Annotated in this window: 14 protein-coding genes; 9 read left to right on the top strand and 5 right to left on the bottom strand. The window is 46.1% G+C overall.

Annotated elements, in window-relative coordinates; all coding sequences use genetic code 11:
• Positions 1 to 37: 37 nt before the first annotated feature.
• The 3 genes from TW84_RS22555 to rarD form a co-directional block, all read right to left on the bottom strand.
• The gene (locus tag TW84_RS22555) at positions 38 to 706 is read right to left on the bottom strand and encodes a LysE family translocator (protein ID WP_045977853.1); all 669 of its coding nucleotides are present in this window, start codon (positions 704 to 706) and stop codon (positions 38 to 40) included.
• Between the two features lie 73 nt (positions 707 to 779).
• Complete coding sequence (locus TW84_RS22550) at positions 780 to 1574, bottom strand: AraC family transcriptional regulator (protein ID WP_045977852.1); 795 nt, start codon at positions 1572 to 1574, stop codon at positions 780 to 782.
• A 72-nt stretch (positions 1575 to 1646) separates the two neighbouring features.
• Positions 1647 to 2561, bottom strand: coding sequence for an EamA family transporter RarD (gene rarD / locus TW84_RS22545; protein ID WP_045977851.1), 915 nt, complete (start codon positions 2559 to 2561; stop codon positions 1647 to 1649).
• A 154-nt stretch (positions 2562 to 2715) separates the two neighbouring features.
• Between rarD and recQ the strand changes: the two genes are divergently transcribed.
• The 3 genes from recQ to TW84_RS22530 all read left to right on the top strand — a co-directional run bounded on the left by recQ (position 2716) and on the right by TW84_RS22530 (position 5782).
• Positions 2716 to 4551 (top strand): ATP-dependent DNA helicase RecQ, encoded by a 1836-nt coding sequence (recQ, locus tag TW84_RS22540; protein WP_045977850.1) that lies wholly within the window; start codon positions 2716 to 2718, stop codon positions 4549 to 4551.
• A complete protein-coding gene (locus tag TW84_RS22535) occupies positions 4544 to 4864 on the top strand; it encodes a DUF3630 family protein (protein ID WP_045977849.1) in 321 nt (106 codons plus the stop codon). Before recQ ends, TW84_RS22535 begins: the two co-directional genes overlap by 8 nt.
• Before the next feature lie 249 nt (positions 4865 to 5113).
• Positions 5114 to 5782 carry a 7-cyano-7-deazaguanine/7-aminomethyl-7-deazaguanine transporter gene (locus tag TW84_RS22530; RefSeq protein WP_045977848.1) on the top strand — a complete coding sequence of 223 codons (669 nt, stop codon included), beginning with the start codon at positions 5114 to 5116 and terminating at the stop codon, positions 5780 to 5782.
• Positions 5783 to 5848: 66 nt separating this feature from the next.
• On the opposite strand, the gene gppA is transcribed toward TW84_RS22530, so the two are convergent.
• Together gppA and rhlB are read right to left on the bottom strand one after the other, a co-directional pair.
• Positions 5849 to 7339, bottom strand: coding sequence for a guanosine-5'-triphosphate,3'-diphosphate diphosphatase (gene gppA / locus TW84_RS22525; protein WP_045977847.1), 1491 nt, complete (start codon positions 7337 to 7339; stop codon positions 5849 to 5851).
• Positions 7340 to 7346: 7 nt separating this feature from the next.
• Positions 7347 to 8648 carry an ATP-dependent RNA helicase RhlB gene (rhlB, locus tag TW84_RS22520; protein ID WP_045977846.1) on the bottom strand — a complete coding sequence of 434 codons (1302 nt, stop codon included), beginning with the start codon at positions 8646 to 8648 and terminating at the stop codon, positions 7347 to 7349.
• Between the two features lie 112 nt (positions 8649 to 8760).
• On the opposite strand from rhlB, the gene trxA reads away from it, so the two are divergent.
• From trxA to fre, 6 genes are all read left to right on the top strand, one after another.
• On the top strand, positions 8761 to 9087 hold the full coding sequence (trxA, locus tag TW84_RS22515; protein WP_045977845.1) for a thioredoxin TrxA: 327 nt from the start codon (positions 8761 to 8763) through the stop codon (positions 9085 to 9087).
• Positions 9088 to 9290: 203 nt separating this feature from the next.
• Positions 9291 to 10550, top strand: a complete 1260-nt coding sequence (rho, locus tag TW84_RS22510; protein ID WP_004745495.1) for a transcription termination factor Rho — start codon at positions 9291 to 9293, stop codon at positions 10548 to 10550.
• Between the two features lie 103 nt (positions 10551 to 10653).
• Complete coding sequence (locus TW84_RS22505; RefSeq protein ID WP_045977844.1) at positions 10654 to 11649, top strand: hypothetical protein; 996 nt, start codon at positions 10654 to 10656, stop codon at positions 11647 to 11649.
• An 81-nt stretch (positions 11650 to 11730) separates the two neighbouring features.
• On the top strand, positions 11731 to 13587 hold the full coding sequence (ubiD, locus tag TW84_RS22500) for a 4-hydroxy-3-polyprenylbenzoate decarboxylase (protein ID WP_045977843.1): 1857 nt from the start codon (positions 11731 to 11733) through the stop codon (positions 13585 to 13587).
• Entirely contained in the window at positions 13584 to 13853 is a 270-nt protein-coding gene (locus tag TW84_RS22495; protein WP_045977842.1) for a 2Fe-2S iron-sulfur cluster-binding protein, read from the top strand. The genes ubiD and TW84_RS22495 overlap by 4 nt, the downstream gene beginning before the upstream one ends.
• 14 nt (positions 13854 to 13867) lie before the next feature.
• Positions 13868 to 14581: an NAD(P)H-flavin reductase gene (gene fre / locus TW84_RS22490; protein ID WP_045977841.1), complete on the top strand. Its 714-nt coding sequence runs from the start codon at positions 13868 to 13870 to the stop codon at positions 14579 to 14581.
• Positions 14582 to 15061: the final 480 nt, after the last annotated feature.

Raw genomic sequence — 15061 nt, 5'->3', positions numbered from 1 at the left:
AAGAGTTTGTTATGAAAATGTAAGCTCGAATCAAATTTTAGACACTAGAGAGTAGGGCAGACAAGGATTGCAATAAAATGCTCACTCCGATAACAGTGAATAGCACGCCACAAAGGCCATCTATGTATACGGCTAGAGAATGAATTTTTCGTTGCATGCGCTGCGTGGACAGTGCCCAAGCAAGAAACGAGAACCAGAATAACGACAGACTCCAGAGAATAACCAGCGCTAACCCTTTACCAGTTAACGACATGCTGGCAGGCACCAAACTCGACATCAGGCTGACAAAAAACACCAAAGCCTTTGGATTGAGTATGTTAGTGGCAAATCCGCGTGACAAAGCCTGACGTTTGTTGCTTAGTAATAAGCTGGCTTGTGCGGGGCGCTCGTCAATGTGATGGTTATTGCGGAGTGTTGACCAGCTAGCCCTGAGTGCGCCGTAACCCAGGTAGAACAAGTAGCTGCCACCAGCGAGCTGCAGCACAGCAAACAACATCGGTTGCTGATGAACAAGGTAGCTAACGCCCGTTAAGCTCAGTACCGAGTGCAGAAGAATGCCAAATGATAAGCCAAGCGCAATGTATAAGCCCGTCTGGCGACCATAGCGTGTTGCGTTTTGTACCACCAGCGCAAAATCCGGTCCTGGGCTCATTAAAGCGACAAAGTGAACCACGGCTAAGGTGGTGAGAATGGTGATTTCGTTCATCTGATTTGGTTGATTGTTTTAGATGGCTTCAGTGTGCTATGGATTGCGTTTGAAAGATTGTAAAAAACTGACACTAACTGATTTGAGAAGGGTTAACGCCGTAAGTGGACTTAAACGCCTTGCTGAAATGAGCCTGATCATAAAAACCCACTTGATGGGCGACTTCAGTACCGCTCACTCCCGATTTGAGCAGCTTCATTCCTTGCTCCATGCGCAGGCGGCTCAACCAAGCATAGGGGGTTAATCCAACTTTGGCTTTGAAATGGCGTTGAAACTGGGTAGGGCTCAATTCACACAACTGTGACAGTTGTTCTAGTCTCATTGGCTGATCGAGATTGTCCAATAGGTACTCTTTCAACGTTGCTATAGATTGGTTACCTAAGGGGATGGCGCGCTTTTGTTCTAAACGGCCGTAATGGCTAAACAAACGTTCAAACCCCTCATAAGGCAGACAATCTTTTGCCAGTTGGCTGAGGTTATTGCGTGTAAGCAATTGGTGAAGTTGTGAGAGAGGCTGAAACACTTTCTGATCGGAAATAATCAGTTGCTTGAAGTGAAGTAGAGCACTCTGTTGCTTGAGCTGAGCAAGTTCGCTAAACCACGCAGGGTCAAGCGAAAATACCCGGGTTTGATAACCGGACTCCAAGATAGATTGACCGTCATGCAGCTCATCAGGGGGCATGATGACTAATTGCCCTTTACCCACATGATGGTTTGAGCCTTTATAGTGGAACTTTTGTTGTCCACCCGTGATAAGGCCAATATGAAAATCAAGATGATAGTGGCGTGAAAAAGCGAATGACCGATAATTCGCTTCAATCAGACCTATCTCTTTTGTCTCAGTACTGTGGTAATTGACCTTATCCATACAACGAAAAAAGCTTGATGATTATTTCATCAAGCTTATATGTGGGTCAGTGATTTGTCTTGTAAAAAACGATCACTTTTCTGTTGCCGCTCTACGCGAACGCTTGCTGCTCTTCAGACCATCAAAGCTAAAGATCACTAAAGCCCCCCAAATGAAGGCAAAGGTGATGGCTTTGTCTGTGGTAAAGGTTTCGCCATACACTAAAACCGCCAGTAGGAACATTAAGCTTGGGCCAATATACTGAAAAAAGCCTAGGGTTGAGAGCTTAAGACGAGTGGCTGCGCCAGTGAAACACAACAAAGGTAAAGTGGTGATGACGCCTGCGGAGATCAGCAGCAGGTTCAGGGTCATAGGGTTCGCTGCAAAGTCGGAAGTCGGGGAGTCGGCAATCCACAATAGATACACCGCTGCGGCTGGCAGCATAACCAGTGTTTCAATAAATAGGCCCGTTTGAGCATCGAGGCTGACTTTCTTACGTAATAGCCCGTAAAAACCAAATGTTAGTGCAAGCGCGATCGCGACGATAGGCACAGAGCCAAAAGCGATCAACTGAACCATCACACCGCAAGCTGCAAGTGCAACGGCAAACCACTGCAATTTACGTAGCCGCTCACCTAAGAACAACATGCCGAGTAGCACATTAATTAGTGGGTTGATGTAGTAACCGAGACTGGCATCCAGCATGTGATTGGCATTAACCGCCCAGATAAAAATCAGCCAGTTGACCCCTACGAGTAGTGAAGTCGAAACCAGAAACAGCACTTTGGTTTTGGAGCGAATGACATCTCGTACGCCACGCCAGCGACGACCTATATGTAGCAATACTGCCAACAGAGCAAAAGACCACACCACTCGATGACTGAGAATTTCAAACGGTGACACCTCACTGATGGCTTTAAAATAGATCGGTGCAATGCCCCACATGGTGTAGGCACCGATGGCGAGAAGGATGCCTTGCCGTGCTCTTTGCTGTTCTTCTGGTGTCATTGACGTTTACTCAAAGGATGATTGTCTGCAAAAGGAAGCATCCAGTATACGAATGAGTCGGTTAATCACCTAGCAATTTGCGGTTTTATTCACATCCGAACACTACTACAATGTGGCCTTTGCATTCCCCATTCTTTGCTCAATCGAGATATCAATGACCGCGACACTGCTTGCTGAACAATCTGAACCGTCACCGACTCCACAAAGCGTACTGGAGGATGTGTTTGGTTATCAGTCATTTCGAGATGGTCAGCAAGAGGTCATTGAAGCGGCTGTCAGCGGTCAGGATAGTTTGGTCATCATGCCTACGGGTGGCGGTAAATCACTCTGCTATCAGGTTCCGGCCTTGGTGCGTGACGGTTTAACATTGGTGATTTCTCCTCTGATATCACTGATGAAAGATCAGGTCGATCAGCTCAAAGCCAATGGTGTTGCGGCGGAGTGTGTCAACTCTTCCATGCCCCGCGATGAGTTGTTCTCGGTCTATCAGCGGATGCAGTCAGGCCAACTTAAACTGGTGTATGTGTCACCCGAACGCGTGTTGATGCGCGACTTTATCGAACGCCTTGAAAGTCTGTCGCTGTCTATGATCGCCGTTGACGAAGCACACTGTATTTCTCAGTGGGGACATGATTTTAGACCTGAATACGCGTCGCTTGGCCAGATCAAACAACACTTTCCTCATGTGCCTTTTATGGCGCTGACGGCAACGGCCGATGATGCGACGCGCAATGACATCATGCATCGTCTGCAATTGAACGAGCCTCATATCCACTTGAGTAGTTTCGATCGCCCCAACATCCGTTATACCTTAGTTGAAAAACACAAACCGATTTCTCAGGTGATCCGTTTTCTCGACACTCAGAAAGGCAACTGCGGCATCATCTATTGTGGTAGCCGTAAGAAAGTTGAAATGGTGACGGAAAAACTGTGCAACAACCATATTCGTGCCGCCAGTTACCATGCAGGCTTAGAGGCAGACGAGCGCGCTTATGTGCAAGAAGCGTTTCAGCGTGATGATATCCAAATTGTGGTCGCCACGGTGGCGTTTGGTATGGGGATCAACAAACCCAACGTACGCTTTGTGGTCCATTTTGATATTCCACGCAACATTGAATCCTACTATCAGGAAACTGGTCGAGCAGGTCGGGATGGTTTGCCAGCAGAAGCGATGACGCTATATGACCCAGCAGATATCAGCTGGTTGAGGCGCATGTTGGATGAAAAAGACGATGGGCCACAAAAGCAAGTGGAAGCGCATAAGCTCAATGCGATGAGTGCTTTTGCTGAAGCGCAGACGTGCCGTCGTCAAGTGTTACTAAATTACTTTGGTGAGTACCGTGAACAGCCTTGTGGCAACTGCGACATCTGTTTGGACCCGCCCAAGCATTTTGATGCCACTGAACAGGCACGTAAAGCGCTGTCTTGTGTCTACCGGGTTAATCAGAACTTTGGTATGGGTTATGTGGTTGAAGTTTTGCGTGGTATGCAGAACATCCGCATACGCGAAAATGGTCACGACAAGCTCACCACTTATGGGATAGGACGTGAGAATAGCCACGACTACTGGGTGAGTATTTTCCGTCAGTTGATTCATAAAGGTATGTTGTTCCAGAATATTACTCGCAACTCAACCTTACAGCTTACGGAAGAAGCGCGTCCGCTATTACGCGGTGATACTGCTCTTGAATTAGCCGTGCCTCGTCTTGATACCGCCGCGAGAGCCGCTAAGTCGGACAAACTTACCAGTAAGAACTACGATAAAAAGCTATTTGCTAAGTTGCGTAAGCTTCGCAAAGCGATTGCCGATGAAGATGGTTTACCACCATACGTGGTGTTTAGCGATGCCACCTTGATTGATATGGCAGAAATTTTGCCAACCTCTTATGGTGAAATGCTAGCGGTCAATGGGGTAGGGCAGCGTAAGTTAGACAAATATGCCGATCCATTCTTAGATTTAATTCAGGAGCACATTACTCATCATGGTTGATTCAGTGCAGCAAACGGAATTTGGTTTGCTTGAGTATCAAGCGCAAGAAGGGCGTATCATCATTCGATCTCCGCGTTTTGATTTTGATAGTTTTCCTCAGCTGGCTGATAAGCTGATAAAACTCCTCTCTGCGTCTGTGGTTGAAAAGCAATGGGACGCCGACATGCATTCATGGTTGATTGATTTTGAAGGATGTCAGTTGTTTCTCAAATCGGAACATTATAGCGAGAGTGTTTGGTTGGAGGCTCTGGCCATAACAGAGAGCAGAGAAGAGTTGGATTACCTCGCGGGCCTATTTCAACGCGGATTCTAGTTAGGCGAACCGATTGCATTAAGCACATCTATTGCCACTTATATCGGTTAATGTATAATCGCCGGCCGCGATATTGGTCATGTTTAAAGCTTCACTTGGTTTAATGGCACAGCGCTATTTTGATGAAGCGATAGTCATCTCAATATCGAGTTTTATTTTCGTTTTACATTGTTGGTAAGAGTCTTTCCGTGGCTGGAACAGATTCGCTTTGGGTTCCCTCACCCCCAAACCAAACTAAAAAGGTATCGCATGAGTAACTTTACCCCTGCGCAGCAGCGCAAAGCCCTTTTGTTATTAGTTCTATTTCACTTGATCATTATTGCATCGAGTAATTATCTGGTTCAGCTTCCATTTACTATCTTTGGTTTCCACACCACGTGGGGCGCCTTCACGTTTCCGTTTATCTTTTTGGCAACTGATCTGACAGTACGAATTTTTGGTGCCCAACTTGCGCGTAAGATCATTTTCTGGGTGATGCTACCAGCGCTGGCAGTGTCCTATGGCTTATCGGTATTGTTTTTTGAAGGGCAATTTCAGGGTTTCTCACACTTAGGTGAGTTTAATTTGTTTGTTGCGCGTATTGCGATTGCGAGCTTTATGGCTTATCTACTAGGGCAAATCCTAGATGTGCATGTGTTTAATCGCCTGCGCCAGATGAAGCAGTGGTGGGTTGCCCCAACGTGTTCCACTCTGTTTGGTAACGCGCTGGATACTATCGCTTTCTTTGCCATTGCATTCTACCAAAGCCCTGATCCATTTATGGCTGAGCACTGGACCGAAATCGCGCTGGTGGATTATGGATTCAAACTGGTGATAAGCTTAGGCCTATTTGTACCTATGTATGGTGTGCTGCTGAATTACTTGGTGAAGAAACTCACAGCTGTTAATCCTGACTTTAAAGTGATTGGCGCCAAATAAGGTTCGCCTTTCGAAAACAAAAAAGCCCGACAAGTGACCTTGTCGGGCTTTTTATTTGTTCTTTAGTTAGTTGGCAATGATGCTCAAAGGCCAGCCAATGTCACTTTGACGGTTGGCTTCTATCTCTAACTCCGCCGCAGTTAGAGGGTTGGCTTTCAGCCACTGTTCTGCAACCGTTAGGGTGAGCTTATCGCCTTGAGATTGAAGTGCGATATTGGGCTCCAAATCCGGATTGCGACGATGGGTCAGTAAAACCGCGAGACGCAGCAAACGTAATACGCGTTTGGCACTGTTACCTGACAGCGCATGTTGCTCTGGCAGAGAAGTGAGTTGTTCGCGATAACGACGTGATACTTCACCAAGGAAGTGCTTTTGTGCTCGGGTGTAACCGGGTAGATCCAAGTTTTGCAATAAGTACGCACTGTGCTCACCGCCTTTCTTGAAGTCAATCGTTAGACCAATTTCATGCAGCTTCGCCGCTGTCTCTAGCAGAACGCTGCCCTGAGCTTCTGCAATCCACTCGGCTTCACATTGCTCAAGCAGTTTACTGGCTAAGGTTGCGACTTGTTGACCGTAAACCGTATCAATTTGGTAGCGGGTTTGAACACTGGCAATTGTGCGAGCACGAATATCGTCTTGCTTGAGTTCATCGACCATTTCATACACTAAGCCTTCGCGCAGTGCGCCGCCAGCCAATGTCATTGAATCAATTTCCAGTAATTCAAAGATAGCGATGAGAATCGAAAGACCGCTTGGGAAGACCAGTGCGCGTTCTAGCGTTAGCCCTTCTATCTCCAGCTCTTCCAAATGATCCGCCAGCATAGCTTGTTTTTGCAGACGCTTGAGTTTGGCGTGAGTAATGACTTCGTCCATACCTTGCGCTAGCATAATTTCCTGCAAAGCCTGAACTGTACCAGAAGCACCGACACACACATCCCAGCCAATCTTAGTGTATTGCTCAAGGATAGGTCTCAGCGTTTCTTTAGCCGCTTCAATCGCATTGTTAAAGTTGGTTACGGTGAGCTGGCGGTCCTTAAAGTGGCGCTCCAGCCAAGTAACACAACCCATTTTCAGGCTGGTCAGTGCCTTGGCTTCAAAACCTTCACCGATAATAAGTTCGGTACTGGCGCCGCCAATATCGACCACCAAACGACGACCGCTGCCGCCAGATGTGTGTGCCACCCCTTTATAAATGGTGGCCGCTTCTTCTTCGCCACAGATCACTTCAATCTTGTGACCAAGAATCTGGTTTGCTTTATCAAGAAAGATATCCACATTGGTGGCGGTGCGCAGTGTTGCCGTGCCCACAATGCGGATATTCTGCGTTGGTATATCTTGAAGTCGCTCTGCAAATAGACTCAAGCAGTCCCATCCGCGTTGCATGGCTTCCTGGCTTAAAGCGTTATTGTCGTCTAACCCTGCGGCAAGACGAACCTTACGTTTAATTTTTGCCATAGTCTGAACGCTGCCATCAATGTGACGCACAACGAGCATATGAAAACTGTTCGACCCGAGGTCGATGGCAGCGTAGAGCGGGGAAGAAACTGCTTGGCTCATAGACGACTTAAGAATCCTTTTGGTGACGTTGACGAGAGCGGTTGTTGTTACGACGGTTGCCTGAGCGTGAACCACCCGTGTTGGTACGACGTTGTTGCGGACGATTAGAACGCATACGTAGTGGCGCTGGTAAATCTTCGATCAGCGCACTTGGGTCGTAGTTTGAAACAGGAATGGTGTGCTCAATGTACTCTTCAATCGGCGGTAAGTTAATAGCGTAGTCTTCACACGCAAAGCTGATTGAATGGCCACTTGCCCCTGCACGACCCGTACGACCGATGCGGTGTACGTAATCTTCGCAATCGTCAGGTAGGTCAAAGTTAAATACGTGAGTCACTTGAGGAATGTGAAGGCCACGAGCTGCTACGTCTGTTGCCACTAGCAGGTCAACTTCACCTTTCGTGAACTGTTCCAAGATGCGTTCGCGCTTCTTCTGCGGTACATCGCCCGTCAATAGACCTACGCGATGCCCATCAGCTGCTAGGTGGCCCCATACGGATTCGCACTTGTGTTTGGTATTGGCAAAGATGATCGCGCGTTCTGGCCATTCTTCTTCAATAAGAGTTTGTAGCAGAGACATCTTGTGTTCGTTAGATGGGTAAAACAGCTCTTCTTGAATACGGTGGCCAGTTTTGGTACCTGGTTCCGACTCAACGTGCTTTGGATTATGCATGTGTTCAAACGCCAGTTCTTGAACGCGATAAGAAAGCGTTGCAGAGAACAACATGTTCAAACGATCTTTAGGTTCAGGCATTCGACGGAATAGAAAACGAATGTCTTTAATGAAACCAAGATCGAACATACGATCAGCTTCATCAAGCACAACCGCTTGGATGTGGTTAAGGTTAAATACCTTCTGCTTGTGGAAGTCGATAATACGACCTGTGGTACCGATCAGCACGTCTACACCTTGCTCTAACTTAGCAAGTTGCTTGTCGTAGCTCTCGCCACCGTATGCCAATGCGGCTTTAATACCGGTTTCTGCTATCAGAGGTTCAGCGTCATTGTAAATCTGAATTGCCAGTTCACGAGTCGGTGCCATGATAATCGCACGTGGTTGAGTCGGCTTGCGACCTTCGTGCTCTGGTGTATTCAGCAGGTGGTTAAAAGTAGCAGTCAGAAAAGCCAGGGTTTTTCCTGTCCCTGTTTGAGCCTGACCTGCAATGTCTTGGCCGGTGAGCAGTACCGGCAACGCCAAGGCTTGAATTTGGGTACAAAACTCGAACCCTTTTTTCTCCAAACCTTCAACAACTTGGGGGTGTAAACCCAAATCGGCGAACTTTTGCTCTGTGATATGCGTCTTTTTCATGGCTATAGAATATCAGCTTAAGCTTGCAATACGAAAGTAAATACATTCCAATAGGGCATCTAAATACTGGTTATCATCCAACCAGTTCTGAAAAAACACATTGGAGTGGAAGATGAGTGATAAGATTTTGCAGCTAACTGATGACGGTTTTGAAGCCGACGTACTCAACGCTGCAAGCCCGGTTCTTGTTGATTTTTGGGCAGAATGGTGTGGTCCTTGTAAGATGATTGCTCCTATTCTGGACGAGATCGCCGAAGAGTACGAAGGCAAACTCACTATCGGTAAACTGAATATCGACCAAAATGCAGGTACTCCACCTAAATTTGGTATTCGTGGTATCCCAACACTATTACTTTTCAAAAATGGTAGTGTTGCAGCGACGAAAGTAGGTGCGCTGTCTAAAACTCAGTTGAAAGAGTTTTTGGACGCTAACCTATAATTCAGTTGTTCAGATAAGGCCGTGCATTTAACAAAATGCACGGTTTTGTTTTTGAAGACTAACAAAATCTAGACTAGGCTAGTATTTAGTGCTAATTTATCGCACGTTAAATAAACAAGTTTCTCTTCTTGGTCGATCCTGTGACCAAAATTCATCTTAACTAAATAACAGATCCTATTTTGACTAAAAAAGTATCCACCACCATGAATCTAACAGAACTGAAGAACAGACCAGTGTCTGATCTTGTCAAACTTGGCGAAAGCTTGGGCCTTGAAAACCTAGCTCGTCTAAGAAAACAAGACATTATCTTCGCTATCCTTAAAGCGCATGCGAAAAGCGGCGAAGACATTTTTGGCGACGGGGTTCTGGAAATACTTCAAGACGGTTTTGGCTTCTTGCGCAGTGCAGACAGCTCTTACTTGGCAGGCCCAGATGACATCTATGTATCTCCAAGTCAGATCCGCCGATTCAACCTTCGTACAGGCGACTCTATTGCTGGTAAGATTCGTCCACCAAAAGATGGCGAACGTTATTTTGCTCTGTTAAAAGTCAATACAGTTAACGATGATAAGCCAGACAACGCGCGTAACAAGATTCTATTTGAAAACTTGACGCCACTGCACGCAAACGAGCGTATGGTGATGGAGCGTGGTAACGGTTCGACTGAAGATATTACAGCACGTGTTCTTGACCTGGCTTCACCAATTGGTAAAGGTCAGCGTGGTCTGATTGTTGCTCCGCCAAAAGCGGGTAAAACAATGCTGCTACAGAACATTGCTCAAAGCATTGCTTACAACCACCCTGAATGTGAGCTAATGGTGCTTCTTATCGACGAGCGTCCAGAAGAAGTAACCGAGATGCAACGCCTAGTAAAAGGTGAAGTGGTTGCATCTACGTTTGATGAGCCTGCATCTCGCCACGTACAAGTTGCTGAGATGGTTATCGAGAAAGCAAAACGTCTTGTTGAACACAAGAAAGACGTAGTAATCCTGCTTGATTCTATCACTCGTCTAGCTCGTGCATACAACACAGTTGTTCCATCATCAGGTAAAGTCCTGACTGGTGGTGTCGATGCTAACGCGCTACACCGTCCTAAGCGCTTCTTCGGTGCTGCACGTAACGTAGAAGAAGGCGGTAGTCTGACAATTCTCGCGACGGCTCTTGTTGATACTGGTTCTAAGATGGACGAAGTTATCTACGAAGAGTTTAAAGGTACAGGTAACATGGAAATTCACCTGAACCGTAAGATAGCTGAGAAACGTGTTTTCCCTGCCATTGACTTCAACCGTTCAGGTACTCGTCGTGAAGAACTTCTGACTAAGAATGAAGAGCTTCAGAAGATGTGGATTCTGCGCAAGATTGTTCACCCAATGGGTGAAATCGACGCGATGGAGTTCTTGATCGACAAGCTCGCCATGACCAAGACTAACGATGAGTTTTTTGACGCCATGCGTCGTCAGTAAAAATTTGTGACCTCAAACGCCATCGACATTGTCGGTGGCGTTTTTGTTTGCATTCTTATCTGATTGGCCCCACAATGGCCAAGAATGTTAAGAGGAGGTTAACATGCAACAAGGAATGTTGTCGTCGGTTCTCCTATGCACGTCATTATTGATTGGAGCACCAACGGTTGCTGCGAAGGAAATGCAGTCAGAACAAGTCGAGCTGTTACTTCAGGATCTACAGATTAATCTGAAAGTTGCAGAACTGCTCCAACATGCTGTCGAAAATAATATCGACTCACTCAATTTCGCCCTCGAAAGACTGTCGCTTCCTCAACAAGAAGTGGCGCGTTTCCTACTGTTAAAAAAAATTGAAGACCAAGATGTCATCTTGACGCCTAAAATGGCTTTGTTCGTTGAAAAACAAAAAGCCATGGTGCCGACCTATCAAGTGTTGGAGAGAGGCGATGGGTATGAGTTTTCCATTCCTGCCTTTAACTATCCAGCTATCGCCAGTCGTTTACTTAAACAATGGCAACAGGATCAATCGACACTAGAATTTGTGTTGAGTGCAGAACGTGGCGAGCTGGAACTAAAACAGTGGCTGTCGGGTAGCGATTATCAAATCCAAGCGCGTGAAGCATTACTGGTTCGTGAGTTGGATAGTTTGTCGCCGGAGGCCGTGCAAAATTTAGTGCTTCAACTCACCGGAACAGCTGTGACCAGTTGGCTACCCTCATCACAGGTTATGGTGCGTTTAGCTCAGGTGAGTGAAAACCCTGACGTCTATAAACTGCTTTGGCTGATGCGTGCCGATTTTCAAAGCCAGTCTGAGCTTAGTCGTTTGGCGACAGTGGGCGATGAATTCTCAGTCAATCAGATCATGCTTGCTGCTCATAATCCGAGCCTTAAGGAACAAGCTATCAAAGAGCTGACTCGTATCAAGCCAATGAAGGATAAGGTAAAGGCCTTTTTGATAGACCGAATGGCAATTCGAGGTGAAGCTTCGATGGTCGCGACAGAGCTTGCGAATCAGGGCTATTCGTCATGGTTAAAAGAGCTAGTTAACCACAATCAAACAGTCCGTAGTAGCGCGATTTTGAACGTTTTATCACAATAAAAATAACCTTATAGAAAAGAGGGATCGTAAGATCCCTCTTTTTGTTATACTGCTTGCACTTTAATCAGTCACAGAAGACCAATGAGTTTTAAGGATTTACGCGACTTTATCGCTCACCTTGAGCAGGAAGGGAAGCTTAAACGCATCTCTGAGCCTGTCGACCCACATTATGAAATGACAGAAATTAGTGACCGTACTTTGCGTGCCGGTGGTCCAGCGTTGTTGTTTGAAAACCCTATCGGCTACGATGTGCCTGTACTCACCAACTTATTTGGTACTCCCGAGCGAGTTGCGATAGGTATGGGGCGCGAGGATGTCAAAGATCTGCGTGAAGTGGGTAAATTGTTGGCTTATCTCAAAGAGCCAGAACCTCCACGTGGTTTTAAGGATGCGTTAGAGAAACTTCCTGTTTTTAGACAAGTACTGAATATGCCTGTCAAAAGACTACGTAAAGCGCCGTGTCAGGAGATTGTTTGGCAAGGTGACGATGTCGACCTCGATAAAATTCCTGTGATGAGTTGTTGGCAAGATGACGTTGCTCCTCTGCTTACTTGGGGACTAACCGTAACTAGAGGGCCACATAAAAAGCGTCAGAACCTTGGAATCTACCGTCAGCAGAAAATTAGTAACAACAAAATAATCATGCGTTGGTTAGCACACCGTGGTGGTGCACTTGATCTGCGTGACTGGATCGAAACCCATCCGGGAGAGCCATTTCCAGTGTCGGTTGCCTTTGGTGCTGACCCAGCCACTATTTTGGGTGCAGTCACCCCTGTGCCTGATACGTTATCTGAGTATGCGTTTGCGGGTTTGCTTAGAGGCAGTAAAACAGAAGTCGTCAAATCTGTTAGTAATGATCTTGAAGTACCTGCCAGCGCCGAGATCGTGCTTGAGGGTTACATTGACCCGAATGAGTATGCAGACGAAGGCCCTTATGGTGACCACACTGGTTATTACAACGAAAAAGAAAAACACCACGTTTTTACCATTACGCATATCACCATGCGTAAGGACCCGATATATCACAGCACTTACACAGGACGTCCGCCAGATGAACCTGCTGTATTGGGTGTAGCGTTAAACGAAGTGTTTGTCCCTATCCTGCAAAAGCAGTTTCCCGAGATTGAAGATTTCTACCTACCGCCTGAAGGCTGTTCGTACCGAATGGCGGTGGTGACGATGAAAAAGCAATACCCAGGGCATGCTAAGCGAGTCATGATGGGGGTATGGTCTTTCCTTCGCCAGTTCATGTACACCAAGTTTGTTGTGGTGTGTGATGAAAGTGTCAATGCGCGCAGCTGGGATGATGTCGTGAAGGCCATGTGTGAGCATATGGAACCTGTTCGCGATACCTTAATGATTGACAACACGCCTATTGATTCTCTCGACTTCGCCTCACCAGTTGTAGGGCTTGGCTCTAAGATGGGCTTAGATGCAACGATTAAATGGGATGCCGAGAAGGCCTCTGACCCAGAGTTAGCATCCGCAAGCCAAATAGCAATTACAGATGAACAGTTACGTCAACTTCGTCAGGCATTTCCGGAAATTGTCGATATCGCTTTGCCAAAATCTGCTGGTGCCGATCGCTTTATGGTGCTGTCGATGAAGAAAAACCACGCCATGCAATCGAAAGCGGTGCTCAATGGTGTGTGGGAGTTTCTAAAGCAGTATACAGATGCTAAGTTTGTTATTCTCTGCGATGATGACGTCAATGTGCACGATTGGAATGACATAATTTGGGCGATTACCACGAGAATGGATCCAAATCGTGACACAGTACAGATAGAAGCAAAAGAAGGTCGTAGTTCCAAATTGGGTTTGGATGCGACCAACAAGTTTGAGGGAGAAGTCCAGCGAGAGTGGGGCGTCCCAATCAAGAAAGATTCTCAGTTAGTTGCGCAGGTCGATGCAAAATGGAGTAAGCTGGGAATATTATGAGCCATTTGGTGACCTTGAAGCCGCAGAATATACAATTCTATGTGCAGGAAGGGGAAACGGTATTGGAAGCTGCGCTCAACAATCACATCAGCTTCCCAAACCGCTGCCAAGTGGGAGCATGCGCAGCGTGTCTGTGTCGGAAAATAGAAGGTCGAGTCAATTACCAGCTTGAGCCAATGCTCACAGAGAAAGAGCAGCAACAAGGCTGGGTGTTTGCTTGTCAGGCCTTCGCAGAAAGTAATTTGGTACTTACTTTTGAGGAGTAAGTAAGAGGAATAAAATGACCATCCAATGTAAAGTAAAGTCTATTGAGCCGTTAGCTTGTAATACCCATCGAATTCTGTTGCATCCAAAGACACCAGTCAGCTTTAAGGCTGGCCAGTATCTAATGGTTGTGATGGGAGAAAAAGATAAACGTCCATTCTCTATTGCAAGCAGTCCTTGTCGTCATGAAGGTGAGCTTGAGCTTCACATTGGTGCAGCAGAGCATAACGCGTACGCTCTTGAAGTTGTGGAAGCGATGCAAAACGCATTAGAAAATGATGGTGACATCAGTATTGATGCACCTCATGGCGAGGCGTGGGTTAAAGAAGAGAGCGAGCGTCCTCTACTTTTGATTGCTGGTGGTACAGGCTTTAGTTATGTGCGTTCGATATTGGACCACTGTGTTGCTCAAAATAAAACTAATGAGATCTATCTTTATTGGGGTGGCCGAGATGAACGCCAGCTATATGCTAAGGATGAACTGGATGGTATCGCAACACAGTTCAGCAACGTGCACTTTATTCCAGTAGTAGAAGAAGCGACTTCTGAATGGCAAGGCAAAGTCGGAAATGTACTTCAAGCCGTCAGTGACGATTTTGATTCTCTTGCAGAATATGACATCTACATTGCTGGACGTTTTGAAATGGCGGGTGCGGCTCGTGAACAATTTACCCAGAACAAAGGTGCTAACAGCGACCGTATGTTTGCTGACGCGTACGCATTTATTTAAAACTGAATGAAATAGATAGATAAAAGAGGGCTTTTTGCCCTCTTTTTTGTTGTTTTGAACACATTTTCAACGAACGATGAGTTTTTTCAATTTTTTTTGAAAAAGGGCTTGCGCTATCAGAGGGACTCTCTATAATGCGCATCCACTGACACGGCAGACGCCACAAGGCTTCAGCAGTGTTAGAGAGGTGAAAAGCTTCTGAGAAAATAAGTTTGAAAAAGTGTTTGACTCTTCAAATTATCTCGCTAGAATGCACCTCCGCTTTGAGAGAAAGTTTCTTGAAAAGCAAAGCTCTTTAACAATATAAACCTATCAATCTGTGTGGGCACTCGTTGATGATAATCCAATTAGAAGCTTAGGCTTCAAATTAGGTTTCAATGAACTGAGTGACCATTGAATCGAAAGATTCAGCACAGTCAATTCAAACATTACTTTATGCTATTTATTTAGCAAAGCAATGTTCAGTATTCATTGAGCCGA

It is taken from the genome of Vibrio neptunius (genome assembly GCF_000967495.1).
GTDB lineage: Bacteria > Pseudomonadota > Gammaproteobacteria > Enterobacterales > Vibrionaceae > Vibrio > Vibrio neptunius.
This window is presented reverse-complemented; position numbering and strand designations above follow the sequence as displayed.